Here is a 17,616-nt window from a genome sequence, read left to right on the forward strand (position 1 = left end):
ATTGTTATCGCCGCCGCGATTCATCGCTGTGGGTTGTGGCGTTCCAAGCCTTAGGAGGGCATGTGAGTACCAGCGCATCCTCGAAGCGTTCTGCGTCTTCGCGGGCTGGCCGTTCCGAACAGACCGGGCACGCCTCGTCCCCGTGGACTGCCCTGAAGGAGATGACGGCACCGGCCCGTTCGTTTGGCAAGCGCCTGTACCGTCGCGGTCTGAAGGCTGACCTGTGGGATGTGCCGGTCATGCTACTGGTGACGACCCTGGGTTTGGCGATTTTCGGCTGCATCATGGTGCTCTCGGCTTCGAGCGTCACCATGATTTCGCAGGGCCAGTCACCGTTCTCTCAGGTGTCCTCGCAGATTCTCTTCCTGGTGCTCGGTGTGGTGGCGATGGCCGTCATTACGAATATTCCGGTGGGGTGGTATCACAAGCAGGTCGTGGTGAACGCGATGCTTGCGGTGGCCCTGGTGCTGCAGTTGGCGGTGGTGGTTATCGGCGTCGAGGTGAACGGTAACCGTAACTGGATTAAGCTGGGCCCCGTGCAGATGCAGCCTTCGGAGTTCTCGAAGCTTGCAATCGTGATGTGGCTGGCGTGGGTGTATAACCGCCAGGGCGATATTTCGCGGAGCCTCTGGCGTACCCTGTTCCCCTCCATCTACGGTGTGGGCGCCCTGATTCTGCTGATTATGGTCGGCGGTGATATGGGTACGGCCCTGGTGTACGGCTTCATTTTCCTGGGCATGATGTGGATGGCCGGTGCCTCACGTCGGTCAATGCTGCAGATTGGCGGCGCGGTTGCCGCGCTGGCCCTGTTGGGCGTTTTGAGTAGCCCGAACCGAGTGGCCCGTATCTTCGGCATCTGGGGTTCGTGCACGAACGCTAACTGTGATCAGGCGAACTCGGGTGAGGTGGCGTTGGCGACCGGCGGCTTCCTGGGCGTTGGCCTGGGCCAGTCGCGCCAGAAGTACAACTACCTGGCAGAGGCCCACAACGACTACATTTTCGCGATTATTGGCGAGGAACTGGGCCTTCTGGGCACGATGGCGGTTCTACTGCTGTACGTGGGTCTGGTGTACTGTGCGGTGCGTATCATGCTGCGCACCGCCGATCCGCTGGTGCGCCTGGCGACGGGCGGCATTATGGTGTGGCTGACCTCTCAGGCCATCATCAATATGGGTATGGTGTCCCGTATTCTGCCGGTGATTGGCGTGCCGCTGCCCTTCGTCTCCTACGGTGGTTCCTCGTTGCTGTCTTCGCTGTGCGCGGCGGGCCTACTATTGGCCTTTGCCCGGCAGACGCCCCTGCGAGGCGCGACGGCCCCGTCGAGCGTTGAGAACCAGAGCGCTCGCGAGATTCGCCGCGCAAACGCCGATTGGAAGCGCCGCCTGCCCCTGCAGGCTGTGGTGGAGCAGGAGGCCGCGGAGCGTGCCGAGGCCGGTGGCCACCTGATGCAGGAGCAGCATCCGCTGTCGAAGCTGGGCAGCCTGAGCGGTTTTGTCCGGCGCTGGTTGGGCTTTGATCCGGAGCAGCGTCGCGAGTTGAAGCGCATCGAACAGCAGCGTGAGGCGGAGCGCGCCCGCGAAGAGGCCCGCGCGGCTCGTGAGGAGGCCCGTGCGGCTCGTGAGGAAGCGGCCCGTGAGAAGGCTGAGCGGCAGAAGCTGGCTCGCCGTGCCCGTGAGGAGGCGGCCCGTGAGGAGGCCGAGCGGCAGAAGGCCCTGGAGGAGGCCGAGCGGCAGAAGACGGACCGCGAGAAGGCGGCCCGCACGAGGGAAACCCGAGAGCAGAAGGCCCGAGAGCGCCGAGCCCCCGGCAAGGCTGCACCCCGCAACGCCGAGCAGCCCCGACCCGCCCGCCCGGTTCAGCGTCCGGCCGAGCAGGGCTCGAAGGAACAGCAGACCCGAGGCCGGCGTCCCGGGCAGGGGGAGCGTCGTCGTCCGCAGAATCAGCGCGGTGGTCTGCCCGCCGGCCTGCAGCCTCTGCATCCCGAGGACCGCGCCCGCCGAGCTCAGCGTCAGCAGCGTCAGCACGGTCAGTCGTCGCGCCGTCAGCCCGGTGGGGGAGAGCGGTAGAGAGATTTTCCGAGGTGGACAGCGGACGAGAACGGCCTTACCTCTCGGCCCCGCGTTCCTTCAAAGCGCCCCCGACCTGAGCTACAGCTCGTGGTCGGGGGCGTTCCGCCGCGCTCTGCGGTGCGGGACGATAGCGTAAAATGATGCTGTACCGATGTATTGGGAGAGAGACCTATGACGAAGAAGGCACCCTCTATAGTCTTCGCCGGTGGTGGCACCGCCGGTCACATTAATCCGATGCTTGCGATTGCCCGCGCCGTTCGCGACCTTGAACCGAACGCCAAGATTCTGATGCTGGGCACCGCCGACAAGATGGAAGCCGACCTGGTTCCGGCGGCCGGCTTCGATATTGAGTTCATTCCTCGCGCGGCGTTCCCCCGCAGCATTAACCGTGCCGCTTTGGCTTTCCCCGCTAAGTTCTTTGGTGGCCTGTCGAAGACCCGCCGCATCCTCAAGGATGTAGATGCAGACGTGGTTGTTGGCGTGGGCGGCTACGTGTGCCCGCCTGCGTATTTGTCGGCGTTGAGCGCTAAGATTCCCGTGGTCATTCACGAGGCGAACGCGAAGCCCGGCCTGGCTAACCGTCTGGGTGGCCGCTTCGCGAAGTTTACGGGTGTGGCCTTCCCCAATACACCCTTCCCGCACGCGACCCTGGTGGGCATGCCCATGAAGGACGAGATTGCCTACCTGAACCGCGACGCGCACCGTTCGAAAGCCCGCCGCAACCTGGGCCTGGACCCGGAGAAGCCCACCGTTATCGTGACCGGTGGTTCGCTGGGCGCGCTGAGCCTGAACAACGCCGTGTCGGCCTGCCGTGATCGCTTCGCAGAGTGGGACTTCCAGATTCTGCACATCACCGGTAAGGGCAAGACCGTTCTGGACGAGAACGGCGAACCCCTGAGCGCCCCGAACTACCGTCAGATTGAGTTCAGCAACGGCATGCAGGACGTGTACGCCGCCGCCGATTTGCTACTGGTGCGCGCCGGTGCGGCCACGGTGAGTGAGGTTGCCGCGGTGGGTGTGCCCGCTATTTTTGTGCCGCTTCCCATTGGTAATGGTGAGCAGGCCCTGAATGCTCGTTCCCTGGTGGAGGCCTCAGCGGCCCTGCTGGTGAAGGACGCAGAAGTCACCGGTGAGTGGTTTGCCCGTGAGATTCCGGAGCTGATGGCAAACCCCGAAGAACTGGAGCGCATGGGCGCTGCAGCCTATAAACTTGGTATCCGTGACGCGGCTCGCGTTATGGCCGAAGCAGTATTGAAGGCAGCTGAGAACTAATGACTGAACTGATGAATCTTGAGATGGTGCTGCCGGCACCCCTGAACCCGCCGTTCCCCGAGCGCCACGCGATGGACGCGCTGGGTCGCGTGCACTTCATCGGCATCGGTGGCGCGGGTATGAGCGCTATCGCCGCGCTGATGCTGCAGGCCGGCGTGACCGTGAGCGGTTCGGACCGCGCGGAATCTTCGGCCGTTGAATCGCTGCGTGCCGCCGGCGCCCACGTGAGCGTGCCCCAGTCTGCTGAGAACATCGTTGACGTCGATACCGTGGTGATTTCCACCGCGATTCGCGAGGATAACCCCGAGCTGGCCGCTGCCCGCGCGCAGGGCCTTCCGGTTCTGCACCGCTCCGAGGCGCTGGCCGCCGTGATGGGGCTTTCGCAGGTGGTGGCGGTGGCCGGTACCCACGGTAAGAGCACGACCAGCTCCATGATTTCCGTGATGTTCGATCAGCTGGGCCGCAACCCCTCCTTCGCTGTGGGCACCGTGATCGCCGGTCGCGGCACGAACGCGCACCTGGGCGCGCAGGGCCCCGACTCGATTTTTGTGGCCGAGGCCGACGAATCGGACGGCTCCTTTGTGCGTTACCGCCCGGCTATTGCCGTGGTGACGAACGTTGAGCCCGACCACCTGGACTTCTACGAGACCGACGAGCGCGTCTTTGAGGCGTTCAACCGCTTCGTGGGTTCGCTGGCCCCCGGCGGCGTGCTGGTGACCTGCGCCGATGACGCCGGTGCCGTCTCCCTAGCCGCCCGTTCCCGCGCGGCCGGCGTGCCGGTCGTGACCTACGGCGAGTCCGAGGATGCCGACCTGCGCATCCGCGAGATTACGAGCGCGGGTTCCTCCTCCTCGTCGACGGTGGAGTGGTCCTTCGAATGTCGCGGTGAGCGCTTCGAGGGCAAGCAGGAGCTGGCGCTGAAGGTTCCCGGCATCCACAATCAGCTGAACGCCGCGGCCGCCTTCATCACCGCGCTGCTGACCGGTGCTCAGGGCCCCGAAATCGCCGCCGCCCTGGGCGAGTTCGTGGGTGCTGATCGCCGCTTTACACTGCGCGGCGAGGTCGCGGGAGTGAAGGTCTTCGACGACTACGCACACCACCCGACCGAGGTGTTCCGTGCCCTGCAGACCGGCCGCACCGTTGCCGATGGTCACAACCTGTACGTGATTTTCCAGCCGCACCTGTTCTCGCGCACCCGCGAGTTCGCGAAGGAGTTCGCGGAGTCTCTGTCGATGGCCGATCGCGCCTACGTGCTGGATATCTACCCGGCTCGCGAGCAGCCCATTGAGGGTGTGACCAGCGAGCTGATTACGGGCGCCGGTTTCTCCGAGGTGCGCTACGCGACCGCGGAGAACGCTATCGAGGACATCGCCTCGTACGCTCAGAGTGGCGACATTGTGATGACCGTTGGTGCCGGCGACGTGACGGCTCTGGGCCCGCGCCTGCTGGAGGCCCTGCAGATTCGTCACGACGGCGACCTGACCAAGAAGTCGGAGGCTTAGGCTGTGCCGATGAGTCCCATGCCCCCGTCGGAGGGGCATTCGCGCGCGCCGAAGGCCCCGCGCTCGCGTGCTCGTCGGCGCGCTCAGGAGCTTGCGCAGGAACAGCCTGCGGCTCAGCACACGGCGGAGGCGCAGCCCACTGCTGACGCGCAGACCCCCGCGGCCGGTGTCCCCGAGCAGAAGAAATCTCACGGGTCTGAGTCTCAGACCTCTGGTTCTCACTCAGGCACTGCCTCCACCGTGGGTCGTCGCCCCTCGGGGGCTACGATTCGCCCCACCAGCCCGGCTCGTGCCGAGAGCGTGGCCCTTGTGGACGGCGCGATTCGTCGCGTGCCCGCGGCTACCTCCGGTTCGCAGGAGCTCTTCGACGTGGAGGCCTTCGAAGATTCTCCCAAGGAGACCGAGAAGGCATCCGGTCGGTCGGCGCAGGCTGAAAGCGCGCGGACTGAAAATGCGAAGGACGCGGCGGGGGAGAAGCCCAGCGATAAGCACGGCGAGAAGACCGAAAAGGGCGCCGACCGGGCCGAAAAGACCGGCGACGGTGATGCTTCTTCCGAGCGGAAGACTTCCGCCGACTCCCCGTCGGCGGGGGACGATTCCGCTGAGACCGAGCCCGCAGAGCCCGCCGAGCAGGCCCGCCCCGCAAGCCGCTTCGGCCGCTGGCGCGTGGAGCGAGAACGACAGCGCGCCGCCGAGATCGAGAAGGAACGCGAGCGCGAGCGCCGGGAGGCGCAGCACGAGCGCATCCTGAAGGATCCCGGCTTGGACGGCCTGCGTGCCGAGGAGCGTCCGCGCAAGGAGCGCACCCCGCTCACCCGGGCCCGCAAGCTGCTGTACACGGCGATTGCGCTGGCCCTCGTGGCGGTGCTGTACGTGGTGCTGGTCTTCTTCTCGCCCCTGCTGGCCACTCAGACCATCACGGTGCGCGGTGCCTCCCTGCTGGAAACCACCCAGGTGGAGCAGAAGCTGGAGCCCCTGCGCGGGGTTCCGCTGACACGCATCGACGAGAAGCGCGTGCGCGAGCTGATTGGTCAGGACAATGTGCTTCGCAGCGTTCAGGTGGAGAGCCGCCCGCCGCACGAGCTGGTGGTGACCCTGAAGGAACGCGCCGCCATTGCAATCGTCAAGGTGGGGGAGACCTACCATACAGTGGATACCGACGGGGTGAGCCTGATGGAGTCTTCCTCCGAGCCGAGCACCTCGGTTCCCCTGGTACGATTGAATGGTGATGACCCGCAGCATTCGGATGAGTTCCGCACGATTTCGACGGCCTTGTCAGCGATGCCGGCTGAGCTTCTGGCTCAGGTAAAGGAAGCGAGCGCGACCTCAACCTCGAGTATTACCCTCACGCTGCGGGATAATACGACGGTGCAGTGGGGTACCGCCCAGGAGAGCGAGCTGAAGGCTAAGGTGCTTCTGTCGCTCCGCCAGGCGGTAGCTCAACGGGCTCAGGAAGAAGCCTCTTCAGGTGCCCAGGCGCAGAAGGTGACCGTCTATGACGTGTCGGCCCCGCGCGTACCGGTGACCCGTTAGGGGAACTACCAATGGGCGCTTTCCCTCCCCTTTTTGTGTGAATTCCGCAAAAAGAGGGGGTAATTGCGCTGTGTAGCTAGGAACCACCAAAAACAGTTTGGTATCCTAACAGATAAAGTCATTCTTTAGAGGAAACCTTTAGGCTTAGATTGAGCTGGGGGTCTTCCGAAGCTGGAACACGGAACAATCGAGGATTACATGGACGCTGGAACTCCCCAGAACTACTTGGCAGTCATCAAGGTCGTTGGTATCGGCGGCGGTGGCGTCAACGCAGTCAACCGAATGATTGAGGTTGGCCTGCGCGGCGTTGAGTTCATTGCTATTAACACTGACGCCCAGGCTCTGCTCATGTCCGATGCAGACGTCAAGCTGGACGTCGGTCGTGAGCTGACCCGCGGTCTTGGCGCGGGCGCAAACCCCGAGGTTGGCCGTCAGGCAGCCGAGGATCACTCGCAGGAAATTGAGGAAGTCCTCAAGGGCGCAGATATGGTCTTCGTGACCGCTGGTGAGGGTGGTGGCACCGGTACCGGTGGCGCACCCGTCGTGGCACGCATCGCCCGCTCCCTGGGCGCTCTGACCATCGGCGTTGTGACCCGCCCCTTCACCTTCGAGGGTCGTCGTCGCTCTAACCAGGCCGAGACCGGTATTGCCGCTCTGCGCGACGAGGTCGACACCCTGATTGTGATCCCGAACGACCGACTGCTGTCGATTTCGGACCGCAACGTGTCGATGCTGGACGCCTTCAAGTCCGCCGACCAGGTGCTGCTCTCCGGTGTTCAGGGCATTACCGACCTGATTACCACCCCGGGCCTGATTAACCTTGACTTCGCAGACGTTAAGTCCGTGATGCAGGGTGCCGGTTCGGCTCTGATGGGTATCGGCTCGGCCTCGGGTGAGGACCGCGCCGTGAAGGCAGCCGAGCTGGCTATCGCCTCCCCGCTGCTGGAAGCATCCATCGACGGTGCGCACGGCGTGCTGCTGTCGATTCAGGGTGGTTCCGACCTGGGTCTGTTCGAGATCAACGAGGCTGCACGCCTGGTTCAGGAAGTGGCTCACCCCGACGCCAACATCATCTTCGGTGCCGTCATTGATGATGCCCTGGGTGACGAGGCTCGCGTGACCGTGATTGCCGCTGGCTTTGACGCCGTGAACCCCGAGACCAACTCGAACGCTTCGGCTTCCGCTCAGCCCCAGCGTGCACAGGGCTCCTTCGGCGGCTCGAACGCTGCCGCTCCGGCTTCTAACGGCTACGGCTTCAACGCTCCCGCCGCCGCTCCGGCTTCCACCGGCGCCGCTGGCTTCGACGTTGATCTGCCCCCGGTCGTTGAGGAAGCACCGGCTCGCCGCGACACCCTGGACGTCCCCGACTTCCTGAAGTAGTCGCGCCGCGTGCGTCAGCACGCCGCCCCGTAGGGTTTTGATGGAGGGGAGCTGAGAATAGTCCAACTGTTCTCAGCTCCCCTTCGCTCTACCCGCTTTTGCTCCGAGCACCCCGTACAGCCCCGAGAAAGACATAATGATGAGCAACGCCCCTAAAACTCCGCTGCTGGCCACCGCCGACACCCGCATCCTGGGTCCCTGGCGCGTGCGGGTGGGGTTTACCTCCCGCGAGGCGGGGAACCTGGGCCTGCACGTGGACGACGAGCTGGGTGGTGGCATGGACGCCTCCATGGTGCGCACCCTCAACCACCGTGCGGCGCTCGAGGAGGTGCTGGGTGCGGGACCGTTCTTCTACCTGAACCAGGTGCACGGCGTTGAGGTGGCTCGCCCCGAGGACTACGACCCGGCCTCCTACGCGCCGGGCACCCCCGCAGAACGCACCGTCGAGCGCGCCCGCGCCATCGCGAAGCTGGCCCCCGTGGCCGATGCCGCGGTGAGCGTCGAGGGTCGCCCGCTGGCGATTATGGTGGCCGATTGCATCCCCGTGGTGCTGGTCGGTTCCGTCGAGGGTGAGAAGACCGTGCCCGTTTTGGCGGTGGCTCACGCGGGCCGCCGCGGCCTGCTGGACGGGGTACTGCAGACCACCGTGGCGCGCATGCGGGAGCTGGGCGCTGCGCACATCACCGCGTGGCTGGGCCCCAGCATCTGCGGTGCCTGCTACGAGGTGCCCGAGGCGATGCGAGCCGAATCGACCGAGCTGATCCCGCAGGTTCACTCGGTGACGGGCGCGAACACCCCGGGTCTAGACCTGCCGGCCGGCGCTCGCGCGGTGCTGGAGGCCGCCGGAGTGGAGGTATCCACGGAGTGCGCCCGCTGCACGTACGAGGAACCGAGCGTGTACTCGCACCGCGGGTTTACGAATCGCGGCGAGAAGCCCGGGCGCATCGCGGGTCTGGTGTGGGTTGAGAAGCTGGCGGAACCCGCCGAATAGAGTCGCTGAAGGAGAACAAAATGTCTGAACTGAAGGGACCTGACGTGAACGTCGAAGCGCAGGATTTGAAGTACACTCCCGAGCGCGCCGAGCAGCTGCTGCAGAACTACCGCCGGGTACTCGAGCGAATTCGAGCGGCGGAGCAGGACCGCAGCGGGGTGCGCACCGAGCAGAGCGCGCCCGTGCGCCTGGTGACGGTGACCAAGTTCTTCCCTGCCTCCGACGCGGCGGCCCTGCTGGACGGCGGCGTGACCCTCTTCGGCGAGAACCGCGACCAGGAGGCCAGCGCGAAGGCCCGCGAGCTGGCCGCCTACTGCGAGCAGCGTGCGGTACAGCCCCCGCACTGGGCGTTTATCGGTCAGCTGCAGACCAACAAGGCGAAGTCCGTGGTGAAGTACGCCTCCAGCGTTCACTCGGTGGACCGCCCCTCCCTGGCCGATGCGCTGGCGAAGGCCTACGCGAACCAGCTGACCCGCTACGAGGCGGGGGAGGCGCCGGCCCCCGCGGCCCTGGAAAACAGCGGTCTGGACTGCCTGGTGCAGGTCTCCCTGGCCGAGGAGGCGACGGCCGGCCACGCCGCCGAGGGAGCGCGAGGCGGTACGAGCGCCTCGGAGCTTCTGGAGCTGGCCGAACGCATCGAGAACCACGCGAACCTGCGGTGCGCCGGCGTAATGGCGGTGGCACCCCTGGACGCGGACCCGGACGCCGCTTTCGAGAAGCTTTATGGACTGGCGGCCCGGCTGCGCGAGCACCTGCCGCACGCGACCGAAATCTCGGCGGGCATGAGCGGCGACCTGGAGGCGGCTGTTCGCTGGGGCTCCACCTGCGTGCGCGTGGGCAGCGACATCATGGGCCGACGCCCCGCACGCTAAAGCGGCGGGCGGATATGCCGCGCTGTGAGAAGCCGGACGCTGTTATACCGGCTGGAAGAGCCCGTACGCTGGTAATATATACATGCCGGTGCACGACGTTTTGACGTGCGACCGAACCTTCTGAACGAGGGGCCCGCCCGCGGTGCTCCTCGAGAGGCACCGCCGCAACAGGCGGCCGCCCGCGTTCAGTAGCCTGTCCCTGTACCCTAGCGAAGCGAGAGAAACATGCCGAAGCAAAGCCGCCTGGCGGGTTTCCTCGGCCTGGAGCCCTACAACGCCAAGGACTCTGACGCCCAGGACTCCAACACCGCGGATACCGCGCCCGAGGAGCCCCGCTCCCACGAGCAGTCGGGTCGCGGCGGGGAGCACCACCGCGCGGAGGCCCACCGTGTAGAGGCCCGCGCCGAAGAGCCTCGAGCCGACGACCGCGCCGCGCGAGACCGCTCGCTGGGGGAGCACACCGCATCCGAGCACGGTGCGCCCGCAGTCGCACACCCGTACACACCCGAAACCACAGACGAGGCGGAGGAACCCCGCGAGGATCGCCGAGGCGATGAGCCCCGGCACGAGCCCGCGAGCGAACCCGCAGACCATTGGGAGGACGCCCCGGTGCCGAACACCGAATACACCGAGCAGTACGCCGACACCTACTCGAACGACGGCTACTACGACCAGGGCTACGAGCCCGAAGAGACCAACGGATACACCTACGGTTACGAGGAAGAAGAGGACGAATTGCGTCGTATTACCACTATCCACCCCCGCTCCTACAATGACGCAAAGATTATCGGTGAGGCGTTCCGCGAGAACATCCCCGTGATTATGAACGTCGAGGAAATGCCGGACGCCGACGCCAAGCGCCTGGTGGACTTCGCCTCCGGTCTGGCCTTCGCGCTGGAGGGTCGCATCGAGCGCGTGACCTCGAAGGTCTTCCTGCTGACCCCCTCCAACCTCGAGGTGCTGGGCGTCGCCAACTCCGAGAACACCGCAGACTTCAACTCCGAGGGTGAATTCCCCTTCGACCAGGGCTAAGGACTGATTAATGGGTTATCTTTTCGCTCTCGTGACGATTGCGCTGTACCTGTTCTACGTCTTCATGCTGCTGCGCATGCTCTTCGACTGGGTACGCATGTTCGCACCCGGCTGGCGTCCCAAGGGGATTGCCCTGCTGTGCGCAAGCGCCGTTTACGCTGTGACGGACTGGCCCATGGAGAAGCTGCGCCGAGTGATTCCCCCGGTGCGTGTGGGCAACGTCGCGCTGGATACCGGTTTTCTGATCCTGATTGTGGTCGTCTCGATGCTGTTGGGCCCCATGATGAGCCTGACCGCCCGATTCTCCTAACGACCGGAGCCTGGATGCGCCCCGCGGAATGTTACTCAACATTCCGCGGGGCGCACACGTTTAACGGGATACACGCGCTTAATGGGCCACGGACGTGCGCAAACGCTCCGGGGGAGCGGGGGCCGGGGCCGTTGCGCCATGCGCATATTTTGTTGTCTGTACGACAGAAACCCCGGAGCCGAGGTCCAATGATAGTAAAATGGGTGCCAACGACTGTCTGCGCGATGCGGCACACCGCGCCCGATGCGGGGGCCGAACGCTCCCGCCGGGTTGCCCCATCGGCGCACTCAACTTCGAACCCAACCCGTACTAGAGGAGAAGCCACATGGCCATCACCCCCGAAGACCTGATTACGAAGAGCTTTAAGATTGTGACCGAGGAGTCCGGTTACGACCGCAACGAGGTCGACGACTTCCTGGACGAGCTCGTCGTTGACCTGCGTGCCCTGTACTCCGAGCGCGATGCCCTGGAGCGCCAGGTGGAGCAGCTCTCCGTCTCGGCTCCCGCATCCCCGGCCGCCGCCGTCTCCCAGGAGGCTCCCTCCGCCGCCGGCGCCCAGGACGCCGCAGCCCTGCTGGCCATGGCCCAGAAGGTGCACGACGACTACGTGGCCCAGGGCGAAAAGGCCAAGGCCGAGCTGCTGGACGAGGCAGAGAAGAAGGCCGACGCCCTCGTGAGCGAGGCTCGCCAGCAGCGCGAAGAGGTTCTGGCCCGCCTGACCGACGAGAAGGAAGAGCTGGAGATTGCCGTGGAGGCACTGCGCGGCTTCGAGAGCCGTTACCGCACCAAGCTGCTGGACCACCTGAACAACCAGGTGGAGGAGCTGAAGAACCTTAAGTCCATCGAGGCTTCCGCCTAAAGCACCGCGCGACCCCGCCGAGGGGCGCTACCGTCCGGATTCTTATCGGCCCGTTTTGCCGGGTTCAGCCTAAGCCGCGGATAAGGAACCGGGCGGTATTTTGCGCTCTCGGGAGGGCTCGGAAACCCCGTGGACCCCGTTCGCGAGGCGACGGGCGGGGCACGAGAATTTCCCCTCATTTGCTAAGCTAGAGGGGCACCGTAGTGCGTCGTCGCGGGGACCGCCCCGCTGTCGGCGCCACTATTCACACGACCCGAGGAGAGCCTTGCCCACCACCCCGAATCACGCTGAATCCTCGGTCCCCGTACGCACCGCGGAAACCGCTACCGAGAGCACCGGCCGCGCATCGCGCATCCTGAGCGGACGCACCGCCTGGTTGAGCGCCCTGGTGCTCGCCGCCGTCGTGTTCGCCATCGACCAGGGCACCAAGTACCTGGTCGTCACCCAGATGCAGCTGGGGGAGCGCATCACCGTGATCGACGGGCTGCTGTGGTGGTACTCGATTCGCAACTCGGGGGCCGCGTTCAGCATGGGCGAGAACGTGACCTGGATTTTTACCCTCGTCATGGTGGCCGCCGCGATTGTGGTGCTCTACCTGCTGCGCCGCACGCGCTCACTGTCCTGGACCCTCGCGTTGGGCGGCCTGCTCGGCGGCATCTGCGGCAACCTCTTTGACCGCCTCTTCCGCGAGCCCGGCTTCGGTTCCGGGCACGTGGTTGACTTCATCTCGGTACCGAACTTCGCCATCTTCAACGTTGCGGACTCGGCGATTTGCGTGTGCATGGCGCTCGTCGTGCTCCTAAACTTCATGGGCCTGAACCTCAACGGCACGAAGGCTCCGCAGGAGAGCGCCTCGAAGAAGGCTAAGACCCTAAAGAGCGCGGAAGCCGACGGCGAGAACACCGGCGCCTAACGGTACGTCACGACGCACAGCACAGACCGCCAACCCACAGCATAGACCACAGCACAGACCGCAGCGCGAGGAGAGAATCATGAGCGAGGAAACCACCGCGGAGCGCATCAGCGCCGAATTCACCGTTGAGGACGCCCTGGCCGGCATGCGCCTGGACGCTGCCCTCGCCGGAGCCCTCGACGCGCCCCGCACCCGCACCTCCGGGTGGATTCGCGACGGGCACGTGAGCATCACCAACGGTGGGCGTGCCGTGAAGGTCGGCAAATCCTACAAGCTCTCCGCCGGAGATTTGGTCGTCGTGGACGCCCCCGCGCCGCGCGACCTGGCCGATATTCGACCCGAGAAGGTGGACGGCTTCGGCATCGTGTACCTGGACGACGATATCGTCGTGGTGGATAAGCCCGCCGGCGTTGCGGCGCATCCCTCACCCGGCTGGCACGGCCCCACCGTGATTTCCGCGCTGATGGGGGAGGGCATCTCCGTGGCCACCTCCGGCGCGGCCGAACGCCAGGGCATCGTGCACCGCCTGGACGTGGGCACGAGCGGCCTGATGGTCGTGGCCCGCAGCGAGCGCGCCTACACCGAGCTCAAGCGCGCCTTCAAGGAACGTACGGTCGACAAGATTTACCACACGCTGGTGCAGGGCCTGCCCGATCCGCTGCGCGGCACGATTGACGCGCCGATTGGCCGTCACCCCGGCAACGAATGGAAGTTCGCGGTGGTTGAGGGCGGCCGTAACTCCATCACCCACTACGACGTCATCGAGGCCTTCGGCCCGGCCTCCCTCGTGGAGGTGCACCTGGAGACCGGACGAACCCACCAGATTCGCGTGCACTTCTCGGCGATGCGTCACCCCTGCTGCGGCGACCTGACCTACGGCGCCGACCCGCGCTTCAGCGCCGAGCTGGGCCTGACCCGCCAGTGGTTGCACGCCCACCGCCTCAGCTTCGACCACCCTGCCACCGGTGAGCGCATGAGCTTCACCAGCGAGTACCCGCTGGATTTGGCCTACGCGCTTGACGCCCTGCGCGAGGGCCGCGTGCAGCTCGGGTAGGTACCGCATACCTAGCTGAGTTAAGAGAGCCGTCCGGGCCCCGGTACCGCACGGCTCACCCCGGGGCCGCACGGCTTACCCCGGGACCGCACGGCTTACCCCGGGACCGCCCCGCCCCGCCGACCGTCAAACGAATCGGTCGGAACACCCCCACACCTTCAGGAGATATCCGTGGCAACCAAAGACTTTGCGCACCTGCACGTGCACACCGAGTACTCCATGCTGGACGGTGCCGCGCGCCTGGGCGACCTCTTCAGCTACGCCAAGGAGCTGGGCATGAGTTCCATGGCCACCAGCGACCACGGCTTCCTCTTCGGCGCCTTCGACTTCTGGCGCCAGGCCAAGGCCCACGACATTAAGCCCATCATCGGCGTGGAGGCGTACCTGACCCCCGGCACGCACCGCACCGACCGCTCCCGCGTGCGCTGGGGCGATGGCTCGCGCGATGACGTGTCCGGCGGTGGCGCCTACACCCACATGACCATGTGGGCCGAGACCACCGAGGGCATGCACAACCTCTTCCGTGCCTCCTCCATCGCCTCGCTCGAGGGGCAGCTGTACAAGCCGCGCATGGATCGTGAGGTGCTGCAGACCTACTCGAAGGGACTGATTGCAACCACCGGCTGCCCCTCCGGCGAGATTCAGACGCGCCTGCGCCTGGGCCAGTTCGACGAGGCGCTGCAGGCCGCCAGCGACTTCCGCGATATCTTCGGCAAGGACAACTTCTACTGCGAGGTCATGGACCACGGCCTCGACATTGAACGCAACGTGCAGGAGGACTTGCACCGCCTGGCCAAGCAGCTGAACCTGCCTTACGTGGCCACCAACGACCTGCACTACACCCGGCAGGAAGACCACACCGCCCACGCGGCGCTGCTGTGCGTGCAGTCCGGATCGACCCTGACCGACCCCAAGCGCTTCAAGTTCGACGCGGATAACTTCTACCTGCGCTCGCCCGAGGAAATGTACTCCATTTTTGGTGACATTCCCGGTGCCTGCGAGAACACCCTCGAGATTGCCGAGCGCTGCAACGTGGAGTTCAACACCAAGGCGAACTACATGCCGAACTTCCCCGTGCCCGAGGGTGAGAACGAGGAATCCTGGTTCGTGAAGGAGGTCGAGAAGGGCCTGCACTACCGATTCCCGCAGGGTATTCCCGATAGGGTGCGCAAGCAGGCCGAGTACGAGGTGGGGGTCATTACCTCCATGGGCTTCCCCGGCTACTTCCTGGTCGTGGCGGACTTCATCAACTGGGCCAAGCGCAATGGTATTCGCGTGGGCCCCGGTCGTGGTTCGGGTGCGGGCTCGATGGTGGCGTACGCGATGCGCATCACCGAGCTGAACCCGCTCGACCACGACCTGATCTTCGAGCGATTCCTTAACCCCGACCGCGTCTCCATGCCCGACTTCGATGTGGACTTCGACGATCGTCGCCGCGGCGAGGTCATCGACTACGTGACCGATAAGTACGGTGAGGACAAGGTCGCGCAGATCGTCACCTTCGGCACCATTAAGGCGAAGCAGGCGCTCAAGGACGCCTCCCGCGTGATGGACCAGCCGTACTCGGTGGGCGAGCGCCTGACCAAGGCGATGCCACCGGACGTCATGGGTAAGAACATCGCCCTGGCCAACGTGTACAACGAAGAGGATAAACGCTACGCCGAGGCCGCCGACCTACGCGCCCTCATCGAAGACCCGGTCGATAAGATTTACGGCCAGGTGTTCGAAACCGCGAAGGGCCTGGAGGGCCTGAAGCGTCAGTGGGGCGTGCACGCCGCGGGCGTGATTATGTCCAGCAAGAATCTGGTGGACGTGATTCCCGTGATGCGCCGCGAGGCTGACGGCCAGGTCATCACCCAGTTCGATTACCCCACCTGCGAGGGCCTGGGCCTAATCAAGATGGACTTCCTGGGTCTGCGTAACCTGACGATTATTTCCGACGCCATCGAGAACATTAAGAATAACCGAGGCATCGACCTGGAGCTGGAGTCCCTCTCGCTGGATGACCCCGAATCCTACCGTCTGCTGGCCCGAGGCGACACCCTCGGCGTGTTCCAGCTCGACGGCGGCCCCATGCGCGCGCTGCTCAAGCTCATGGAACCCGAGGAATTCGAGCACATTTCGGCAGTGCTCGCGCTCTACCGACCCGGCCCGATGGGTGCGAACTCGCACACCAACTACGCGCTGCGTAAGAACGGCAAGCAAGAGATCGAGCCGATTCACCCCGAGCTAGCCGAGCCGCTCAAGGACATCCTCGACACCACCTACGGTCTGATCGTGTATCAGGAGCAGGTGATGGCGATTGCCCAGAAGGTCGCGAACTACACGCTCGGTGAGGCAGACCTGCTGCGCCGTGCGATGGGTAAGAAGAAGAAGGCGGAGCTGGATAAGCAGTACGCCACCTTCCACGACGGCATGATTTCTAACGGTTACTCCGAGGGCGCCGTGAAGGCCCTCTGGGATATTCTGCTGCCCTTCTCGGACTACGCGTTCAACAAGGCGCACACCGCCGCATACGGCCTGGTGTCTTACTGGACGGCCTACCTGAAGGCGCACTACCCGCAGGAGTACATGGCCGCGCTGCTGACCAGCGTGGGCGATAACAAGGACAAGCTCGCGCTGTACCTGAACGAGTGCCGCGCCATGGGCATCACCGTGCTCGCCCCGGACGTCAACGAATCCGCCCTGACCTTCACCCCCGTGGGTGAGGATATCCGCTTCGGCATGGGCGCAATCCGCAACGTGGGCGCGAACGTGGTCGAGGGCATGGTCGCCGCCCGCGAGGAGAAGGGCCGCTACGAGTCCTTCAACGACTTCCTGAAGAAGGTGCCGCTACAGGTGTGCAACAAGCGCACCATCGAATCGCTCATTAAGGCGGGCGCTTTTGACGACCTGGGCCACACCCGCCGTTCGCTGTCCCTCATCCATGAGGCGGCGGTGGATGCGGCCGTGGCCGTCAAGCGCAAGGAGGCGGCGGGCCAGTTCGACCTCTTCGGCTCCCTCGGCATGGACGACGCCCTGGGCGACGAGCTGACCGTGACCATCCCGGACGTGCCCGAATGGGATCGCCGCGAGAAGCTGAACTTCGAACGCGATATGCTGGGCCTGTACGTTTCGGACCACCCGCTGCGCGGCCTGGAGCGCGCCCTCTCGGATGCCGCCTCGCACTCGGTGCACGACATCATCAGCGAGGACTCGCACGTGCGCGACGGCGAAACCGTCACGATTGCCGGCATGCTCACCGGCGTTTCGCGCCGCATCGCCAAGTCCAGCGGTAACCAGTACGCCTCGGTGGAGCTGGAGGACCCCTCGGGCGCGACCATCACGGTCATGTTCTTCTCCCGCGCCTACGAGACGATGGGGGCCGCTCTGGCGGACGACCTCATCTGCTCGATTCGTGGCCGCGTGCAGCGCCGCGACGACGGCAGCGTGAACATGAGCGCCCAGGAACTGCAGATCCTGGAAATCAGCGATGACGGCCGCGCCGCACCCATCACGATTGCGGTGCCCGAGTACCTGGTGACCGAGGCGAAGCTGCGCGAGCTGAAGGAGACCCTGCGCGACCACAAGGGTACTGCGGACGTGCGCATGCTCATCCGTACCCGCGATAAGGAACAGCTGGTGCTGCTGGATTCGAGCGTGCGCGTGGAGCCGAACCCGAGCCTCTTCGGCGAAATCAAGACGATTTTCGGCCCGAGCTGTATTCGTCGCTAAAAGAAGAAGACCTCCGCGAGGGGCGGGCAACGCTCAGGGCGGATTCCGAACGTTCTTAAACGTTGGAGTCCACCCTGAGCGTATATTTGCGTATATTCAACGTCACTATTCGGCT

The 17,616-nt window shown here is 65.0% G+C and carries 13 protein-coding genes; all 13 read left to right on the forward strand.

Annotated features, from left to right (window positions below; all coding sequences use genetic code 11):
• Window positions 1-62 precede the first annotated feature (62 nt).
• The 13 genes from ftsW to dnaE all read left to right on the forward strand — a co-directional run bounded on the left by ftsW (window position 63) and on the right by dnaE (window position 17,501).
• Window positions 63-2,066 (forward strand): putative lipid II flippase FtsW, encoded by a 2,004-nt coding sequence (ftsW, locus tag HMPREF2944_RS05750; protein ID WP_083313081.1) that lies wholly within the window; start codon window positions 63-65, stop codon window positions 2,064-2,066.
• Window positions 2,067-2,240: 174 nt separating this feature from the next.
• Complete coding sequence (gene murG, locus HMPREF2944_RS05755; protein ID WP_070681415.1) at window positions 2,241-3,341, forward strand: undecaprenyldiphospho-muramoylpentapeptide beta-N-acetylglucosaminyltransferase; 1,101 nt, start codon at window positions 2,241-2,243, stop codon at window positions 3,339-3,341.
• Window positions 3,341-4,843: a UDP-N-acetylmuramate--L-alanine ligase gene (murC, locus tag HMPREF2944_RS05760; RefSeq protein ID WP_070681418.1), complete on the forward strand. Its 1,503-nt coding sequence runs from the start codon at window positions 3,341-3,343 to the stop codon at window positions 4,841-4,843. The genes murG and murC overlap by 1 nt, the downstream gene beginning before the upstream one ends.
• A 9-nt stretch (window positions 4,844-4,852) precedes the next feature.
• Window positions 4,853-6,376, forward strand: a complete 1,524-nt coding sequence (locus HMPREF2944_RS05765; protein WP_083313082.1) for a cell division protein FtsQ/DivIB — start codon at window positions 4,853-4,855, stop codon at window positions 6,374-6,376.
• Window positions 6,377-6,574: 198 nt separating this feature from the next.
• On the forward strand, window positions 6,575-7,756 hold the full coding sequence (ftsZ, locus tag HMPREF2944_RS05770; protein ID WP_049332658.1) for a cell division protein FtsZ: 1,182 nt from the start codon (window positions 6,575-6,577) through the stop codon (window positions 7,754-7,756).
• 139 nt (window positions 7,757-7,895) lie between these two features.
• Window positions 7,896-8,747 carry a purine nucleoside phosphorylase YfiH/LACC1 family protein gene (locus HMPREF2944_RS05775; RefSeq protein ID WP_070682494.1) on the forward strand — a complete coding sequence of 284 codons (852 nt, stop codon included), beginning with the start codon at window positions 7,896-7,898 and terminating at the stop codon, window positions 8,745-8,747.
• 20 nt (window positions 8,748-8,767) lie between these two features.
• Complete coding sequence (locus HMPREF2944_RS05780) at window positions 8,768-9,619, forward strand: YggS family pyridoxal phosphate-dependent enzyme (protein ID WP_070681423.1); 852 nt, start codon at window positions 8,768-8,770, stop codon at window positions 9,617-9,619.
• A gap of 225 nt (window positions 9,620-9,844) precedes the next feature.
• Window positions 9,845-10,651 (forward strand): cell division protein SepF, encoded by an 807-nt coding sequence (locus tag HMPREF2944_RS09505; protein WP_070681425.1) that lies wholly within the window; start codon window positions 9,845-9,847, stop codon window positions 10,649-10,651.
• A gap of 10 nt (window positions 10,652-10,661) precedes the next feature.
• A complete protein-coding gene (locus HMPREF2944_RS05790) occupies window positions 10,662-10,961 on the forward strand; it encodes a YggT family protein (RefSeq protein WP_049332665.1) in 300 nt (99 codons plus the stop codon).
• A 325-nt stretch (window positions 10,962-11,286) separates the two neighbouring features.
• Entirely contained in the window at window positions 11,287-11,820 is a 534-nt protein-coding gene (locus HMPREF2944_RS05795) for a DivIVA domain-containing protein (protein WP_070681430.1), read from the forward strand.
• A gap of 265 nt (window positions 11,821-12,085) precedes the next feature.
• Window positions 12,086-12,733 carry a signal peptidase II gene (gene lspA, locus HMPREF2944_RS05800; RefSeq protein WP_070681433.1) on the forward strand — a complete coding sequence of 216 codons (648 nt, stop codon included), beginning with the start codon at window positions 12,086-12,088 and terminating at the stop codon, window positions 12,731-12,733.
• Between the two features lie 79 nt (window positions 12,734-12,812).
• Window positions 12,813-13,787, forward strand: coding sequence for an RluA family pseudouridine synthase (locus HMPREF2944_RS05805; protein WP_070681436.1), 975 nt, complete (start codon window positions 12,813-12,815; stop codon window positions 13,785-13,787).
• Between the two features lie 171 nt (window positions 13,788-13,958).
• Window positions 13,959-17,501, forward strand: coding sequence for a DNA polymerase III subunit alpha (gene dnaE, locus HMPREF2944_RS05810; protein WP_070649067.1), 3,543 nt, complete (start codon window positions 13,959-13,961; stop codon window positions 17,499-17,501).
• Window positions 17,502-17,616: the final 115 nt, after the last annotated feature.

Source organism: Rothia sp. HMSC072E10, from assembly GCF_001813965.1.
Classification (GTDB): domain Bacteria; phylum Actinomycetota; class Actinomycetes; order Actinomycetales; family Micrococcaceae; genus Rothia; species Rothia mucilaginosa_A.